Genomic DNA, 14918 nt, shown 5'->3' with positions numbered 1-14918 from the left:
GGCTACCGTCCGCAGGCGTTGGTGTTCAGCTTCTTCGGCGGGGTGGTCCGCGGCCGTGCCCCGCCGCCGGTCCCGACGGTGGTCTTCCTCCGGCTGCTCGCCGGGCTCGGTATCGCCGAGGCCGCCACGCGCGCCACCCTTGCCCGGATGACCCGCAAGGGACTGCTCGAGCGCATCCAGGTCGGCCGGGCCGCGCACTACCGGCTGTCGCCGGGGGCCGAGGCGATCGTGCGCAAGGCCGACGAGCGGGTGTCCGCGCCCGCGCCGTTCGAGCACCCTGACGGACAGTGGACCCTCTTGAGCTGCTCGATGCCGGAGAGCCGGCGAGACCTGCGGCATCAGCTGCGGGCGGCTTTGAGCTTGGCGGGTTTCGGCAGACTGCGCGACGGGCTCTGGATCGCGCCGGGGGCGGTCGACGTCGGCGCCGTCTTCGCCGACGCCGACCTCGCCGAGGCGGCGGGCCTGGCGGAGTGGTTCGCGGCGGTGCCGTTGCCCGGCGTCGGGGTCGAGGACTTCATCCGGCGGGCATGGCCCGTCGGTGAGATCCGGGAACGGCATGAACGGTTTATCGAGGCGTGATTGTCCTGGCCCGAAGGGCGGGATCCACTGGAGCAGTTGACGCTTCTCGGGGCGGACTGGCTGCGAGTCCTGCGGGCGGATCCCGGCCTGTCGGCGCGCTTCCTCCCCGCGGACTGGCCGGCTGCACGGAGCGCCGCGGTGTACCGGCGGTGCTTTGACGCGCTCCTGCTGGCCGGGCAGCGGCGATTGGACAGGGAGCTCGCGCCGGCCGTGCCTGGCTGACGCCGGTGATGTCCCGGGAGTCCTGGCGGAGGCGGGGAGTTCCCCCGCCCGGGTCGTCGGTGCGGCGCACGAGGATCCAGGCGACTCTCAGATATTGTGCAGCTTCTTGACGGTCGCAGCATCTGCGCCTACCTTCGCGGTGTCATTCCTCCGGACGACAAGGACCGCGAAGGCTCGGCAAGCCTCCGGCCAGGCTCGTGCGGAGCGACCAGGACAAAGGAGTCCGCTTCGTGAAGTCCCGCATCAGCAGACGCGCGCTCGTCGCCCTGGCGGCGCTCCTGCTCGCCGCACCCCTCGCCCCGGCCGCCCAGGCGACCGAGACCGGCGCCCACCTGGAGGGCGCGCTGCCGTCCGGCGCGACCTACGTGATGGACAAGCCGGACTCCTGGAACGGCACGGTTCTGCTGTACAGCCACGGCTACAACCCCGCCGGACTGCCCAACCCCGCGCGCAACGCCCCCGACGACGCCACCAAGTCCTTGCTGTTGAAAGACGGTTACGCGCTCATCGGCTCCTCGTACGCGAGCAACGGCTGGGCGGTGACCGACGCGGTGCCGGACCAACTCGCCACGCTCGACGCCTTCGCCTCGCACTTCGGTCCCGCCCGGCACACCATCGCCTGGGGCACCTCCTACGGCGGGCTGGTGACCGCGATGATCGCCGAACGTCACCCCGACCGCATCAGCGGATCACTGTCGATGTGCGGCTTGCTCCAGGGCGGCGTGGCCAACTGGAACAACACCCTTGACCCGGTCTTCGCGTTGAAGACGCTGCTCGCACCGGACACGGACATCCCCCTGACCGGCCTGGGGAGCCAGGAGGCTGCCGCCGAGGCGGCCGACACGCTGGCCTCGGCCGTCACCGAGGCGCAGCAGTCGGCCTCCGGACGGGCCCGTATCGCGCTGGCCGCGGCCCTACAGGACATCCCCGGCTGGAACGACCCCTCCCAGACCCGGCCGGCACCGACCGACTGGGACGCCCAGCAGGCCAACCAGTACCAGGCGCTCATGCTCCAGGTCAGATTCCCCGCCTTCTCCTGGCGGCAGGAGGCCGAGAGCCGGGTCGGGGGCAACATGTCCTGGAACACGGGTGTCGACTACACCGCGATGCTCCACCGCGCGCCCCTCTACAAGGAGGTCAGCGGGCTCTACGCCAAGGCCGGTCTGTCCCTGAAGACCGACCTCGCCACACTGAACCGAGCCCCCCGCATCGCCGCCGACGCCAAGGCCGTCGAACGGATGGCCCGCACCAGCTCCTTCACCGGCCGGCTGACCAAGCCGCAACTGACCGTCCACACCACCGGCGACGGCCTCATCCCGGTATCAGCGGAGAGTGCCTACCGCCGCGCGGTCACCGCGGCAGGCTCCGCACCTCTGCTGCGCCAGGCATTCGTCGAGAACGCCGGCCACTGCACGTTCAGCAGCGCGGAGCAGTCCGCCGCCCTGCACGCCCTGGAGACCCGCATCACCACCGGCCACTGGCAGGGCACAGAGCCCGCCGCCCTCAACGCCCGCGCCGCGCAGGACGACCCCGCCGCGCCTGCCCGCTACGTGCGCTACCACCCGGCACCGCACCCGCGCCCGTATGACCTCGCCCACCCCGCCGACCGGTACCGGCCCTGATGCCCCGCCGCCCGCCGTGCCCACGGTGGGCGGCCTTACCCTTGCCGATGTGACACTCCCCGAAATGAACTCTTCCGACCCGTATGACGGGTACCTCGGTGCCGCCGCGACCGCGCCCGGCAGTCCGCAACTGCGCCCGCAGTCGCTGCTGCTTGCCTTCTTCGGCGACCATGTCCTGGAAGAGGGCCCGCTGTGCGTGTACTCGGGCAGCATCATCGACGTCCTCGGACGTGTGGGAGTCGGCGAGCACGCCGTCCGCTCCACCCTCACCCGCATGGTGAACCGCGGCCTGCTGCAGCGCCGGCGGCAAGGCCGACGCATGTACTTCGGCCTGACCCCGCACGCGACGCAGATCCTCGACAAGGGGCGGGAACGGGTCTGGCACACCAGTGCGGTCAACGACGACTGGGACGGCACCTGGACCCTGCTCGGCTTCTCGCTGCCCGAAGCCTGGCGGCACCGGCGTCACGACCTGCGCTCGCGGCTCACCTGGGCCGGCTTCGGCCCCCTCTACAGCGGACTGTGGATCGCACCGGGTGATGTCGACATCTCCGAGATCGTCGCCGAACTCGGCATCGCCGCCCATGTCAAGATCTTCCACGCGCGCGCCGACGCCGCCACCGACATCGACGTGATGATCCGCGACACCTGGAACCTGGAAGCCGTCGCCGCCCGCTACGCCGCCTTCGAGAAACGCTGGATCACCCACCTCGGCGACTACTCCGCAGACCCGCTTGCCACCCACCTGTGCCTGGTCGCCGAATGGCTGGGAACCATCCGCACGGATCCCCGGCTGCCCGCCCGGCACCTGCCACCCAACTGGCCCGCCCGCTCGGCGGAAGAGGTCTTCCGGCGTATCGCGGAGCAGACCGGGGAGCCCGCCCGTCATGTGGCCGCCGATCTGCTGGAGACGACGGTCCTGGAGACCTCCTGAGCGGTGCTCGGGCACCTGGCGCGGGTCCGGCGGATCACGCCGCGGCGGGCGTCACCGCTCGGCAGGTTCTCCCACCACGGAGGCGACATACTCGAAGGCCATGGCCTCGAGGAGTTCCCTGAGCCCGTGGGCGAGTTCCTGGGCGGCCTCGCCGCGCCAGCCCTCCGGCAGCAGTTGTGCCGGAAGCCCCGGGTCCAGGTAGGGGAAGCGCATCCACTGCTCCAGGGCCAGGGTGTGGACGGCGAAGGCGTCAGGGGGTTCGGTGACGCGGCCTGGCTCCCTGAGGGCGGCCAGCACCGGGGACCAGGAGCGCAGATACCTGTCGTACGAGGCGGCGAGTTCTTCGAGATTCCACGCGCGGCGAACGAGCGCGGCGGTGTCGCCGAGACCTTCGTGGCGGGCGGTGAAGGCGTCGACATACTGCTCCAGGCCGAGCCGGCGCACCCATTTCAGCACAGTGGGAAGGGTGCGGGCGGGAGCGATCCACAGTCCGCTGTCGAGCTGGCCCATGCCGAGCCAGACGAGGCGTTTGCGCAGGGTGTACCGCTTCTCCCGCTCGGCCTCCGGCACCGAGAAGGAGACGATGACCCAGCGGTCCTCCAGCCGGGCCGGCTTCAGCGGGGCGTAGACGACCTCGTCGCCCTCCTCGAAGACGAGCCGCGCCTTCGCGGTCGCTGCATAGCCGCGGACCGTCCCGCGTCGCTGCGGCACGAGCAGATCGCGTCGGGTCATCCGGGTCACGGCCGAGCGCGTCGCCTGGGCCGGCACGCCCAGCCTCTCCATGAGCGTGATCAGGTCGGCCACCGAGGACCAGCCCCGCAGCAGCCGTGAGTAGCGCCCGTAGACGGCCAGGATCAGCAACTGTGTGCTGTTCTTCGCCTCGTCCTGCGGCAGGTCCACGCGCAGCCTCATCCCTCGCCTCTCGTCCTCCGGCCTTTCGCACCCCCATTCTTCCTTGGGGACTCCGCATCCCGAATTTCATGTCGGTTACCTTCCGATCGGGAAGGATCCGACATACTCTGCCCCTGCGTCGCAGCGCCTGATGCACGCACGAGGAGGCATGCCAGTATGAAGCGCGAGCTCTACGACACCGACCACGAGGACTTCCGGGCCATGGCCCGGGCCTTCGTCGCCAAGGAGGTCAACCCGCACCTCGCATCCTGGGAGGCCGCCGGCCAGGTCGACCGCTCGCTGTTCCGGGCCGCGGGCGCCGCCGGACTGCTGGGGCTCGGAGTGGAGGAGGAGTACGGCGGCAGCGGTGTGGACGACTTCCGCTACAACGCGGTCCTCAACGAGGAGTTGTGCCGTGCCGGCGCCACGTCCGTCGTCATGAATATCAACGGCTTCACCGACCTGATCGCCCCCTACTTCCGCGAACTCGCTGCTCCTGAGCAGAAGGCGCGCTGGCTGCCGAGGCTCGCCGACGGCAGTCTTGTCGCGGCCATCGCCATGACCGAGCCCGGCGCCGGCAGCGATCTGCGGGGGATACGTACGCGTGCCGAACGCACCGCGGACGGTTACGTCCTGAACGGCACGAAAACCTTCATCAGTAACGGCATCCTCGCCGACCTGGTGATCGTGGTGGCCCGTACGGATGCCGAGGACGGGCAGGAAGGGCTCAGCCTGTTCGTGGTGGAGCAGGACATGCCCGGCTTCGAGCGTGGCCGCAAGCTCGACAAGCTCGGCCTGTCCGCCCAGGACACCGCCGAACTGTCCTTCACCGATGTCCCTGTACCGGCCGCGAACCTCCTCGGTGAGGAAGGGCAGGGCCTGGCGTACCTGAAGCGGAACCTGCCGCAGGAGCGCATCAGCGTCACCGTGACCGCCGCCGCCACCATGCGGCGGGTCCTGGACACCCAAGGAGCCGCTGGCGCTCGTTCTGGTACCCACCAGGGAGCTGGCGCAGCAGGTCGGTGAGGTACTCACCCCGTACGCCGCGGCGCTGCGGCTGCGGCTCGCGACCGTGGTGGGCGGGGTGTCCGTCGGACGGCAGGCCGCCGTGCTGCGGGACGGCGCCGAGATCGTCGTCGCCACGCCCGGCCGGCTGCACGACCTCATCGACCGTAAGGGCTGCCGGCTGGGACGGGTGCGCATCACGGTTCTGGACGAGGCCGACCAGATGTGTGACATGGGGTTCCTGCCGCAGGTCACCGAGATCCTGGACCAGGTGCGTCCCGACGGGCAGCGCATGCTGTTCTCCGCGACCCTCGACCGCGACGTCGACCAGCTGGTGCAGGACTACTTGCGCGACCCCGCCGTCCACTCCGTGGACCCCTCGTCCGGCGCGGTCTCCACGATCGAGCACCACGTCTTCGTCGTGCACGGTCCCGACCGGTACGCCGTGACCACGGAGATCGCCGCCCGGGACGGCCGCGTCCTGCTGTTCCTGGACACCAAGCACGGCGTCGACCAGCTGACGCGGCATCTGCGGGCCAGCGGTGTGGCCGCCGCCGCCCTGCACAGCGGGAAGGCCCAGCCGCAGCGCACCCGGACCCTGGCCCAGTTCAAGAACGGGCAGGTCACCGCCCTGGTGGCGACGAACGTCGCCGCACGCGGCCTACACATCGACGACCTCGACCTCGTGGTCAACGTCGACCCGGCCACCGACCCCAAGGACTATCTGCACCGCGCGGGCCGCACCGCCCGGGCCGGCCGCTCCGGCACCGTCGTGACCCTCGTCCTCTCGGGACAGCGCCGCGAGACGAGCCAGGTCATGGCCGACGCCGACGTCATCCCCAAGGTCACCAAAGTCCGGTCCGGAGAGGCGGAGCTGAGCCGGATCACCGGCGCCAAGGCACCCTCCGGACAGCCTCTTGACCGCGGGGCGGCCGCACCGCGCCCCAAGAACCACAACGCCCCGTTCCGTGGCCTGGGCAGCACCAAGGACGCGAGGGGTGGCTCTGGTGGCAGGCCGTCCCGTAAGAGCAGCGAGGCCCGCAAGCTCGCGGAGGCCCGCGAGGCGGCCCGGGTGCGGCGCGGCGGCTGAGCTCGGCTTCCCCGGGCTGCGCTTACCGGTAGTTCGTTTAATCCGGCGGTAGAGGTCAATGCCGTGTCCGGTGGTGACTGCGTCGATCAGGGCCTGGAGGTCGGGGTGTGGGTCCTTGTCCGTCCATGCCCGCCACCATCGGCTGAGGGTGGTGGCGGGGGTGAGCCAGGAACGAATGGACCGTAACGCCCTGGGCCAGCAGGGCTGTTGGAGCCGGTGGGGTGTGACCGGGCCCCCTCTCTGGCCCCTCCTCGGGACATGGATCCGGCGCGGTGGCATCCAGGGGCCCGGGTGGGGTGAACCACTGGTCCCAGCAGAACGAGAAGGCGCAGTTGACCAGGGTCTGGTGGCGGCGGATGGCGCGGTCGGAGCGGACCTGGAAGTCGGCCCAGCCGAGTTCGTCCTTGATCTGCTTGTAGCTCTGCTCGATCCATGGCCGCAGGCCGTAGAGATGGACGATCTCGGCGAGGTCGGCCGGCGGGTGCGGGCTGGTGGCGTGGTGGGGTGCGTCGGGGTGGGGCAGGTTGGTGGCCAGGTACCAGGTGGCCTTCTCCGGCAGGCCGGCTGGGTCGGTGGTGGCCACGATCAGCCGGCAGGGTGAGTCGGGGCCGTAGCCGCCCAGGCGGGCCTCGGCGGCCCACCAGGTCTCGGTGTGCCCGTCGCGGAAATGACGCTGAACGGGTGTCCAGTCGCTGGGACGCCTGGCATCGCACCAGGTCAGGGCAGGGCCGCTTCGACGGGGGTGTGCGGCTGGTCGGCCCGGGCCCAGGTGCCGCGGTGCGGCCTGAGCGCGACCGCGTAGGCCAGGCCGGCCTCGCGCAGTGCCAGACACCAGGTGTCGCTGACGGAGTAGGCACAGTCGGCGACCACCGCCCGACAGCCGAAGCCCGCCGCCTTCCCACGGGCCGCGAGAGCGGCGGCCAGCTGCGGTTTCGTACGGAAGGCCGGATCGGCCCGGCCGCGGGCGAAGCGGTGGGCGGGAGTGGCGCGGTTAATGATCAAGCTCAACCTCGACAACATCCAGGTCGCCCAGGCTCCGCGGATGACCCTGTTCGACGGCACGAGCCTGGCAGCCTGGGAGAAGAGAACCGGAGGCGAGGCCGCCTGGCCCGTCGCGTCCGGCTCCATGGAATCCCTCGGTGGCGACATCCGTACCAAGCAGACATTCGGTGACTTCAAGCTCCGCGTCGAGTGGCTCGACCCCAACTACCCGCCGGACGTCACCGGACAAGCCCGCGGCAACAGCGGCGTCTACCTCCAAGAACGCTACGAGGTCCAGGTCCTCGACTCCTACGGCGACACCACCCTGGCCAACGACGAAGCCGGCGCCATCTACAACAAAGGCGCCCCCGACCAGAACAAGTCCACCGCCCCTGGGACCTGGCAGACCTACGACATCACCTTCCGTGCCGCCCGCTACGTCAAGGGCGTGAAGGTCGACAACGCCCGCGTCACTGTCGTCTGGAACGGCACCACGGTCCACAACGACATCGCTGTCGACGGCGGCCCCGGCGGCAACATCCCCGAAGGTCCCACACCCGCAGCGATCCGCCTCCAAGAGCACAACGACCCAGGCGCCAACCCCCGATTCCGCAACGTCTGGATCGAACCCATCGCCTGACCAACCAGCCGTGTGGGCCCCACACTCTCGGGCCCACACGGCCAACACCCAAGCCCTGAGTGCTGTCCGGCGTAGCGGGAGGGGTGCTGCGCCGGACCATCGTCACTGGCCGTGGCGCCCGAAGTCACCGTGTCTCGGGCACCCCCGACCTCAGCGTGCGCGGTGGGAGGACGCGGCGCGCTTGCGGCGGGTCTTCATAAGGATGGCGCCACCGAGCACGGCCAGGGCGAGAGCGCCGATCGCGATCGACAGGGAGGTTCCCATGTCGCCACCAGTCGCGGCGAGGTCGGCGTCGTCCTCGGCGTCGGACGAGGCCGGCTTGGTGCCGTCCGACTGCGGTTCCGCACCCTGCTCGGACGGCTCGTCGGAGGTGGGCTCGGTGCCTTCGGTGTCGGTGGTCGCCGACCCCACGCTGAAGTGCATCTTGAATTCCGCCTCATCGGCGATCCGCGCCTCCTCCTTCGTCGCGCGGTTCGCCAGCTTGTAGTGCTCCTTGTCCGGGCCGGCAGCGTCGAACATCATCCAGTGCTGCCGCTCGTCCCCCTTGTCGCAGGCGCTCAGGACATGCGCCTTGTCGCCGGACTCGGTGCTGCTGAGGCACTGCTTCGTGCCCTTCAGTTCCAACTGGAAGTAGCCGTCGGTGCTGATGGTGCGGCGCCACACGGTGTCGTCCCCGCACTCCTTCTGGGCAGCCGCCTTGCCGGCACCCCCGGATGCCAGGCACCGCCCCTTGGTTCCCACCAGCTGGGCGTCCACCGGCGGCGCCGGCTGGTTCTTGATGAGGTACGGGCTGTTGGCGATGTTCCCCTCGGGGTTCTCGGCGAGCGGGCTGCCCGGTGCGGGCCGCGGGTGGAAGTACGCGAACTCGTCCTTCGCGCAGTCCAGTACGGTCCCCGCCAGCAGGTCGTCGCAGCGCGGTGTCTGGTCGGCGCCGCGGCAGATGGGGTCGTTGCCCTGGTCGTCGGCGCCGTTGCAGTGGTTGAGCCCGAAGGCGTGGATCAGTTCATGGGTGAGGGCTTGCTCGCCCCAGCACCCGAACGTCACCCCACCCCATCCGCCGCCGAGACCACCGGCATGGGCGCCACCGCCGAGTCCGCAGCCGTCCACACCTTCGGCGTCGACAAAGTAGACGGGCTTGTGCCGACCGAAATAGCCGCCGTCGTCCTTGAGCAAGTGCTCCTTGATCCAGTTGTCCGCATGTCCTCGAGCCTCGCCCAGGCTGAGCTTGTCCGGGAGGTCGGCGCCGATCGGGGTGACCTCGATCTGACAGTTGTCGTCCTGCACGAACCGCAGCCTGCGGCTGTCGCCCTGTCCGAAGCGTTGGGCACTCGCCTCGAAGGTCTGGTCGATGTTCCAGGCGATGCGCTTGACGGTGTCACGCATCTCCTCGAGTCGGCTCTCGCCGTTGCGGTACACGTAGAAGACCTGGATCCAGCCCTTGTCCGGACTGTCCTTCTTGTCGCAGGCCACGGGGGGAGTGACCGCAGCCGACAGCTTCCCCGCGGGTGCGGCCTTCGCCGTGCCGGTCCAGCCCGGCAGACCGATCAGGGTCCATGCCAGGGCCATCACCATGCCGAGGATTGCGGGGACGGTGAATCCCCACCTCAGTCTGTGTCGTGTGCTCACACTCGGTTCCTCTGCTCGCGGGACAGCGCGGCAGGGCGGCCCGGGGCCGGAGTGCAGGGGGTCGGGCAGGACCGTAACAACGATTCGCGGCGGGCGTCCAACTGGACCGCCGTCCGCAGCGGAAAGGTAAAGCATCGGTAAAGCGCCGGGATGCGCCGAGTGGCTCTCACTTCTCCCTCAACGAAGGCCAAATACGGCACAGGCGAGAGGAGCAGTGCCAGGACGTTCCCGTGGTCATGAGGACAGGGGGTCAGCGGGTGGCGGTGCCACAACCCCCAGTGCGGCGCCGCTACCCGCCCTGTACGTCACCACGTCACGTATATCCGCCGGACGGACCGCGTAACGGTTCGATAACGCCGCGGGACGGTTTACTCATAGCCTGCTTCCTGCAGAGGAGATGCTTTCGTCCCGTCCCCGGCCCAGAGAATGACCGATATGCGCAACAGCACCCCCGGCGACGCCGCCGGAGCGGCAAGCAGCGACGCCGACCTGACCGTCCACATACGCAGCGGCGTGCCTGGCGACGCCCAGGCCGCAGCGGAGGAGCTCTACCGGCGACACCGCGCTCCGGTGCTGGCCTACGCGCGCACCTGCACCCGGGACTCGCACACTGCGGAGGACCTGACCTCGGAGGCGTTCGCCCGGGCGCTGCGGGCCGTACAGGGCGGCAGCGGCCCTCAGGACGCCTGGCGCCCCTATCTCCTGACGACAGTCCGCCGGACCGCGGCCGCCTGGTGCCGGACAGCGCGTCGCACGGAACTCGCGCCCGACTTCGAGGCCTGGCTGTCCGAAGCACCGATGGCGCAGAGCGGAGAGGAGTGGCTGCTGCACCAGGAGGAGGGCAACCAGGTGGTTCGCGCCTTTCGCAGTCTTCCCGAACGCTGGCGGACCGTCCTGTGGCACTCGGCGGTCGAGGGAGAGTCGCCGGAGCGGATCGCGCCCTTGCTCGGCCTCAGTGCGAGCGGCGTCGCCTCGCTCACGGCGCGTGCCCGAGAAGGGCTGCGGGAGGCGTATCTGGCGGAGTACGCCAGCGATCCGGATGCGTCGGAGGAATGCCGCCATTACACGGGCCTGCTCGCCGCCTCGATCCGCCGCGCCGGGCGCCGCCGCCATCAGGGCCTGGAGCGGCACCTCGCGGACTGCCCCCGTTGCCGCCACGCGAGTCTCGAACTGCGCGACCTGAACAAGACTTTGGGTGTCGTGCTCCCTGCCGGTGTCCTGCTGTGGGCGGGAGCCTCGTACGGGTCGAAGGCCGCCGGTGCCGGCGGAGCCGCGGCCGACCTCCACAAGACCGCATCCGGTATGAGTACGGGCCTCAAGGCGGTCGGCATCGGCACTGTCGTGCTGGCCATCTCCGTCGGCGTCTACCTCCCCTTCAGGGACGGCGACGAGCCCCGAGAAGCCCCCGCTCCGAGGGCAGCCGCCCTCGCCCCCACCTCAACTCCCCCTCCGAAACCGAGTGAGTCCCCGTCATCGTCCCCGAGCCGTACCCCGACGCCCTCGCCGAGCAGGCCCACCGCGTCGCCGCCCCCGTCCTGGTCGCCCGCCGCGACCGACCGGACCCAGCTACCGATCGTGTCCACCGGAAGGTGCATGGACATCGACCCGGTCGAGGGCGCCGAGCCTTACGAGGCCGCGTGTGACGGCAGCCGCACGCAACAGTGGGAGCTGCTCGTCGACCGCGCCGCACACGAGGTACGCCTTCGCAATTACGCGACCGGGATGTGCCTCGCCAACTCGGGTACTGAGGCGGACGGCGCCCCGGTCCGTCAGCAGCGCGCCGCCTGCACGTCGACGGAGCCCACCGCCCGCTGGACGTATCACGCGGGCGGGGACGGCAAGGTCGTTCTCGCACAGCTCGGATCCGGCCTGTACTACCTCGGTCTGGACGACTGGCACAACGCCGCACAGGGCAATCCCCACTCTCCAGCCATCGGCACGACAGCGAACTACTACAACACGCCTTCGCTGCGCTTCCGTTACGCGGGGGACGCCTTCAGCGGTTGACGACCGCCGTCCGGCTGGTGCTCCTCCTCACCAGCCGGTGGCGAAGACCTGCGTCCACCACGGCCCTCCGGATGCGTCGTCGTACATTCCCAGGCCCATTTCCCTGAAGTCGCAGTTGACGATGTTCGCGCGGTGACCTGGACTGTTCATCCACGAGCCCATCACGTCGGCAGGGGACCCCTGGCCTGCCGCGATGTTTTCGCCCACGCTCTGCCAGCTGTAGCCGGCCGCGGTGACACGGTCGCCGGGGCCCTTCCCGTCAGGGTTGGTGTGGTCGAAGTAGTGGCGTGCCGCCATGTCTTCCGAGTGGCGCTGGGCCGCCGTCGTGAGCTTGCCGTTCAGGGCGAGCGGACCGCATCCCGCCTTGCCGCGTTCGGCGTTGACCACTTCGAGGACCTGCTCGGCGACGCCGGCGGGCGCGGCCGCAGCCGGGGGTGCCTGCTGCGGCGTCCGGGTGGGCATGGGCTCCGGCTCAGGCTTCGGCCCGGCGGTGCTCGGCTTCGGACGGGATGCGGCCGTCTTGCTGGGACTCGGCTTGGAGGAAGGGGAGTTGGTGGAGGGAGTGGCGGACCGGGAGGTCGCAGACGGCGAAGGGCTCTGCGGGGCAACGGCCCTCGCCGGAGCGGCCGACTCCACCGCGGCCAAGGGGCGGGGCTCGTCGGACTCCGACGGGTCGCTCAGTACGACGGCGGTGCCCCCGGCGATCACGACCGCGGTCGCCGCGGCCACGACGACGGTACGGCGGCGTTGTGCCGCTCGCTCGCGGCGCACCTCAGCACGTGTGTTGCTTGATATGCCGACTGCCGGTTCGGCAGAGGTGAAGAGCCCCGCTGACGCGTGCGTGGTGCGGGAAGAACGACGTGGCATGTGGACTACTCCGGAGGGGCAGGAGCTGCGTGCGACAGCGGTCGCACGCAGCCCAAGGGGCTGTCACTCCGGAAGAGTTCGGTCCCTGGTAGCCGTCCCGCCGCGTTATGTGCTCGTTACCTCCGTCAGGTGGGCAGGGTCCATTGCTGGTTCGCGCCGGTGTGGCAGGTGTAGAGGATGAGTTTGCTGTTGTTGGCGGTGGCTTCGGCGCTGACGTCGAGGCACTTGCCGGACGCGGTGTTGCGCAGGCGGCGGGTGTCGGTTTCGTAGGCCCACAGCTGGGTGCCGGAGGGCGTGCAGGGAGAGACGGTGACCGGGGTTCCGGCGGTCGTGGCGGCTGCGGTCATGCAGACACCGAGCGATCGGACCGTGCCGTCGGCGGCCGGCGTCCAGGTTTGGTTGGCGTCGCCGTGGCAGTCCCAGATGGTGAGTCGGGTACCGGGAGAGGTCTGGGAGGCGGGGATGTCCAGGCAGCGCCCTGAGCCGACGCCCTTGATCTGGCCGGTCCGGGCGGGGGAGTACACCTCGAATTCGTAGAGCGAGTAGCCGTAGGTGGTGCCGCGCTGGGTTCCGTTCATGCGCACATAGCGGCCGGTGCCGGTGAGGCCGGTCAGGTCGTCCACGCCGCCGTCGCCCTCGGTGGTGCTGTGGCGAGTGGTCCAGGTGGAGCCGTCGGTGGAGGTCTGGACCTGGTAGGCCTTGCCGTAGGCGGCCTCCCAGCGGAGGACCACCCGGCTGATCGGGACGTTCGAGCCGAGGTCGACGGTGATCGAGCTTGGGTCGGTGTGGGCGCTGGACCAGCGGGTGGCCGGGTCTCCGTCGACGGCCTGGGCGGCGGAGAACGACGGTGTCTCGGTCGAGGAGGCCGTCACCGGGCGGTTGTACGCCAGGTTGCCCGGGATCGGCCGCACCCAGCCGGGGGAGCGGCCGATGGTGTCGGAGAGCTGGGTGAACTCGGAGTAGGTCGGCACAGGCTTCGGCGAGCCCCAGGTCTGCTGGGCGATGACCCGCAGGGTGTACTTGATGCCCGCGGCGATCTGGTCCTCGGTCTCGGCGCCCGGCGAGTCGGCCCATACGTGGACGTTGCTACCCAGGTTGCGGGCGGGCTGGTCGATGGTGCCGCCGGCCTGGAACAGGTTGGGATGCCATGTCTCGTAGCCCCACTTGTTGTCCGGCTTGCTGCCGCCCAGCACGTAGTAGGTGGGGTTCCAGGACTGGTTGGAGATGGTGTGGCCGCGGGCGAGTAGTTGCTGCGGCGTGAGTCCGTAGTCGTACCAGTACTCGACATGGATGCTGGCGGCCGGGTTGATCGTGCCGTCATCGTGCCGGATGCCGTCGTTCCACATCCGCATGGTCTTGCCGCCGGCGCGGACGATGTCGTTCGCCCAGTTGATGAAGCCGTAGTAGACGTCCTTGGGCTTGGCGTTCGCGCCGTACTTTGCCTTGGCGTAGGTGTGCAGCTGTGGGTAGTCGCTGTAGCTGTCGCCGAAGTGGCCGATGTATTCGTCCGCGCCGATGTGCCAGTACTTGCCGGGGAACAGCGGCAGGTACTCCTTGATCAGATCGCTAATCAGCGTGTAGGAGGCCTCCTTGGACAGGTCGATGAGGCTGTCGCGGACCGCGCCGCTGCTGGATTTCAGCTTGAGTTCGGGCTTCGCCGCGAGGATGGCGTCCATGTGCCCTGGGAAGTCGATCTCGGGAACGATGGTGATGTGGTACTTCGCCGCCAAAGCCACCAGCTCCCGGATTTCCTGCTTGGTGTAGTGCTGCGCGGAGACGATCTCGGGGTGGGTGCTGGACTCCAGCCGGAAGCCGAAGTTGTCGGACAGGTGGAAGTGGAAGGTGTTGAGTTTGAGGTAGGCCAGTTCCTTGATGTGTTTGCGCAGCCAGTCGACGGTGAAGTACTTGCGGCCCTGGTCGACCATGAGTCCGCGTTCGGGCTTGGCCGGCGCGTCGGTGGCGGTGCCCGCGGCGATGGTCGGCGACTGGCGCAGGAGCTGGAGCACGGTCCGGGTGCCGTAGAACGCGCCGGTGTCCTTCGACGCCTTGATCTCGATGCTCGATCCGACCGTCATCGTGTATCCCTCGGCCGGTGCACTGCCGCCGAGGGAGAGCCGGACGTCCCCGGCCGCGGCCGTGCCGTGCACGACCGGGACAGTCCGGCCGGTCTGCGCGCGCAGATCGTCGGCGAAGGTCCCGGCGTCGTCGTCGAGTTGGGCCGCGAAGGAGGGATCGACCACGATCCTGCTCGCGGCGGTGAAGGTGTACGAGCCGGACGCGGGCATCCATTGACTCAGGGCGGGAATGGCCTGCTGGCCGGGTGCCGCGGCCGGGGCGGCCTGCGTCGGCGACGGTAGGAGAGTGAGAAGCGCGGCGCTCAGGAGCGCGGCGATCACACCGGCAAGGCGTCTCATGGAACTCCTTCGTGAGGATGCAACGGCCGGAATGGGGGGA

Annotated in this window: 10 protein-coding genes and 3 pseudogenes; 8 read left to right on the top strand and 5 right to left on the bottom strand. The window is 69.8% G+C overall.

Going from position 1 to position 14918, the window contains the following annotated elements:
* The first annotated feature begins 18 nt into the window (after positions 1-18).
* The 4 genes from AC3ETA_RS21705 (at position 19) to AC3ETA_RS21690 (ending at position 3357) form a co-directional block, all read left to right on the top strand.
* Positions 19-579, top strand: coding sequence for a hypothetical protein (locus tag AC3ETA_RS21705; RefSeq protein WP_432194564.1), 561 nt, complete (start codon positions 19-21; stop codon positions 577-579).
* Complete coding sequence (locus AC3ETA_RS21700; RefSeq protein ID WP_432194563.1) at positions 580-801, top strand: PaaX family transcriptional regulator C-terminal domain-containing protein; 222 nt, start codon at positions 580-582, stop codon at positions 799-801.
* A 230-nt stretch (positions 802-1031) separates the two neighbouring features.
* Entirely contained in the window at positions 1032-2423 is a 1392-nt protein-coding gene (locus tag AC3ETA_RS21695) for an alpha/beta hydrolase family protein (RefSeq protein WP_432194562.1), read from the top strand.
* Between the two features lie 64 nt (positions 2424-2487).
* Entirely contained in the window at positions 2488-3357 is an 870-nt protein-coding gene (locus AC3ETA_RS21690) for a PaaX family transcriptional regulator (protein ID WP_432194561.1), read from the top strand.
* Between the two features lie 51 nt (positions 3358-3408).
* Here the strand turns inward: AC3ETA_RS21690 and AC3ETA_RS21685 are convergent, their stop codons facing one another.
* Positions 3409-4269, bottom strand: coding sequence for a PaaX family transcriptional regulator (locus tag AC3ETA_RS21685; protein ID WP_432194560.1), 861 nt, complete (start codon positions 4267-4269; stop codon positions 3409-3411).
* 156 nt (positions 4270-4425) lie between these two features.
* Between AC3ETA_RS21685 and AC3ETA_RS21680 the strand changes: the two genes are divergently transcribed.
* Positions 4426-5274, top strand: a complete 849-nt coding sequence (locus AC3ETA_RS21680) for an acyl-CoA dehydrogenase family protein (protein WP_432194559.1) — start codon at positions 4426-4428, stop codon at positions 5272-5274.
* Positions 5216-6343 (top strand): annotated as a pseudogene (locus AC3ETA_RS21675) (DEAD/DEAH box helicase); the annotation flags it as partial. The gene AC3ETA_RS21680 and the pseudogene AC3ETA_RS21675, both read left to right, overlap by 59 nt.
* 55 nt (positions 6344-6398) lie before the next feature.
* Here the strand turns inward: AC3ETA_RS21675 and AC3ETA_RS21670 are convergent.
* Positions 6399-7327, bottom strand: a pseudogene (locus AC3ETA_RS21670) (IS701 family transposase); the annotation flags it as partial.
* A gap of 19 nt (positions 7328-7346) precedes the next feature.
* Here AC3ETA_RS21670 and AC3ETA_RS21665 point away from each other — a divergent pair.
* Positions 7347-7964: pseudogene (locus AC3ETA_RS21665) on the top strand (3-keto-disaccharide hydrolase); the annotation flags it as partial.
* 150 nt (positions 7965-8114) lie between these two features.
* Here the strand turns inward: AC3ETA_RS21665 and AC3ETA_RS21660 are convergent.
* Positions 8115-9590 carry an LPXTG cell wall anchor domain-containing protein gene (locus AC3ETA_RS21660; protein ID WP_432194558.1) on the bottom strand — a complete coding sequence of 492 codons (1476 nt, stop codon included), beginning with the start codon at positions 9588-9590 and terminating at the stop codon, positions 8115-8117.
* Positions 9591-10025: 435 nt separating this feature from the next.
* Between AC3ETA_RS21660 and AC3ETA_RS21655 the strand changes: the two genes are divergently transcribed.
* Positions 10026-11597, top strand: a complete 1572-nt coding sequence (locus tag AC3ETA_RS21655) for a sigma-70 family RNA polymerase sigma factor (RefSeq protein WP_432194557.1) — start codon at positions 10026-10028, stop codon at positions 11595-11597.
* Positions 11598-11624: 27 nt separating this feature from the next.
* Here AC3ETA_RS21655 and AC3ETA_RS21650 read toward each other — a convergent pair whose 3' ends face one another.
* Together AC3ETA_RS21650 and AC3ETA_RS21645 are read right to left on the bottom strand one after the other, a co-directional pair.
* On the bottom strand, positions 11625-12368 hold the full coding sequence (locus tag AC3ETA_RS21650; protein ID WP_432194556.1) for a CAP domain-containing protein: 744 nt from the start codon (positions 12366-12368) through the stop codon (positions 11625-11627).
* 221 nt (positions 12369-12589) lie between these two features.
* Entirely contained in the window at positions 12590-14878 is a 2289-nt protein-coding gene (locus AC3ETA_RS21645) for a family 20 glycosylhydrolase (protein ID WP_432194555.1), read from the bottom strand.
* Between the last annotated feature and the right edge of the window lie 40 nt (positions 14879-14918).

The sequence above is a fragment of the Streptomyces sp. bgisy027 genome, assembly GCF_057710365.1.
This window is presented reverse-complemented; position numbering and strand designations above follow the sequence as displayed.